This is a genomic window from Protofrankia symbiont of Coriaria myrtifolia, from assembly GCF_900634755.1.
Classification (GTDB): Bacteria; Actinomycetota; Actinomycetes; order Frankiales; family Frankiaceae; genus Protofrankia; species Protofrankia coriariae.
This window is the reverse complement of sequence record NZ_CAAAFS010000168.1, coordinates 1-901: the sequence shown is the minus strand read 5'-3', so window position 1 is coordinate 901 and position 901 is coordinate 1. Positions and strand designations below refer to the sequence as shown.

The 901-nt window shown below is 71.9% G+C and carries 1 protein-coding gene; it reads right to left on the bottom strand.

All coding sequences use genetic code 11. The features are described from left to right. Window positions 1-13: 13 nt before the first annotated feature. Window positions 14-817, bottom strand: a complete 804-nt coding sequence (locus CM1CMNOD_RS09325) for an enoyl-CoA hydratase/isomerase family protein (RefSeq protein WP_013873411.1) — start codon at window positions 815-817, stop codon at window positions 14-16. Window positions 818-901 lie beyond the last annotated feature (84 nt).

Genomic DNA, 901 nt, shown 5'->3' with positions numbered 1-901 from the left:
GTGGTATGCCAGGTCAGCCCCGGTCGAGGAAGCTGGCGATCAACGCGGCCGTCTCCTGTTCGCCGGAGGCACGGGCAATCGTCTCGGACTCCTTGTCAAGATGCTCCTCCAGGGTGCGGGCCCACGAGGCTCGCACGAGCCCGCGAGCCGCGCCGAGCGCGTGGGCCGGCCGGGCTGCCAGACGCGCGGCGGCGGCCCGGGCCGCGGTGGCGACCTCGGCGTCCTCGCAGATTTCCGAGACGATCCCCAGGGTCTGTGCCCGTGCGGCGTCGAGCGGCTCGGAGGTGAGGATCAGCTCGATCGCGCGTCGTTGGCCGACCGTGCGGGGCAGGAGCCAGGAGAGACCGCCGTCGGGGGTCAGACCGACGGAGGTGTAGGCGGTCACGAACCGGGCGGACGCGCCGGCGACGACGAGGTCCGCGCCGAGCACCAGCGAGAGCCCGATGCCGGCGGCCGCGCCCTGGACGGCCACCACGACGGGCTTGGTCAGCGCGTCGAGTGCCTTCACGGCCTCGTGGGCCGCGTTGGCGAGCGAGGAGACGAAGGCCGGCCGGTCAGGTGCCGCGCCCATCGCCGCCAGGTCACCACCGGCGCAGAAGAGCCGGCCCGCGCCCTGGAGCAGGACGACGTTCGCGGCGCTGTCCGTCGCGGCCCGCTCGATCGCCTGGTGCAGTGCTCGGGCGGTCTCCACGTCGATCGCGTTGGACACGTCCGGGCGGTCGAGGGTCACCTCGGCGACCCGCTCCCTGACGTCGTACCGGACGACGCCCCCGAAGACGGTCGGGGTCGGGCTGATGCTCGTGGAGGCGGTGCTCACGAATCGATCTCCTGAGATGTGGACGACAAGCCTGCGGTCAATGTTGACCGCAGATTCGAGGCGAGGCAATCTTGTGGTCTAGTG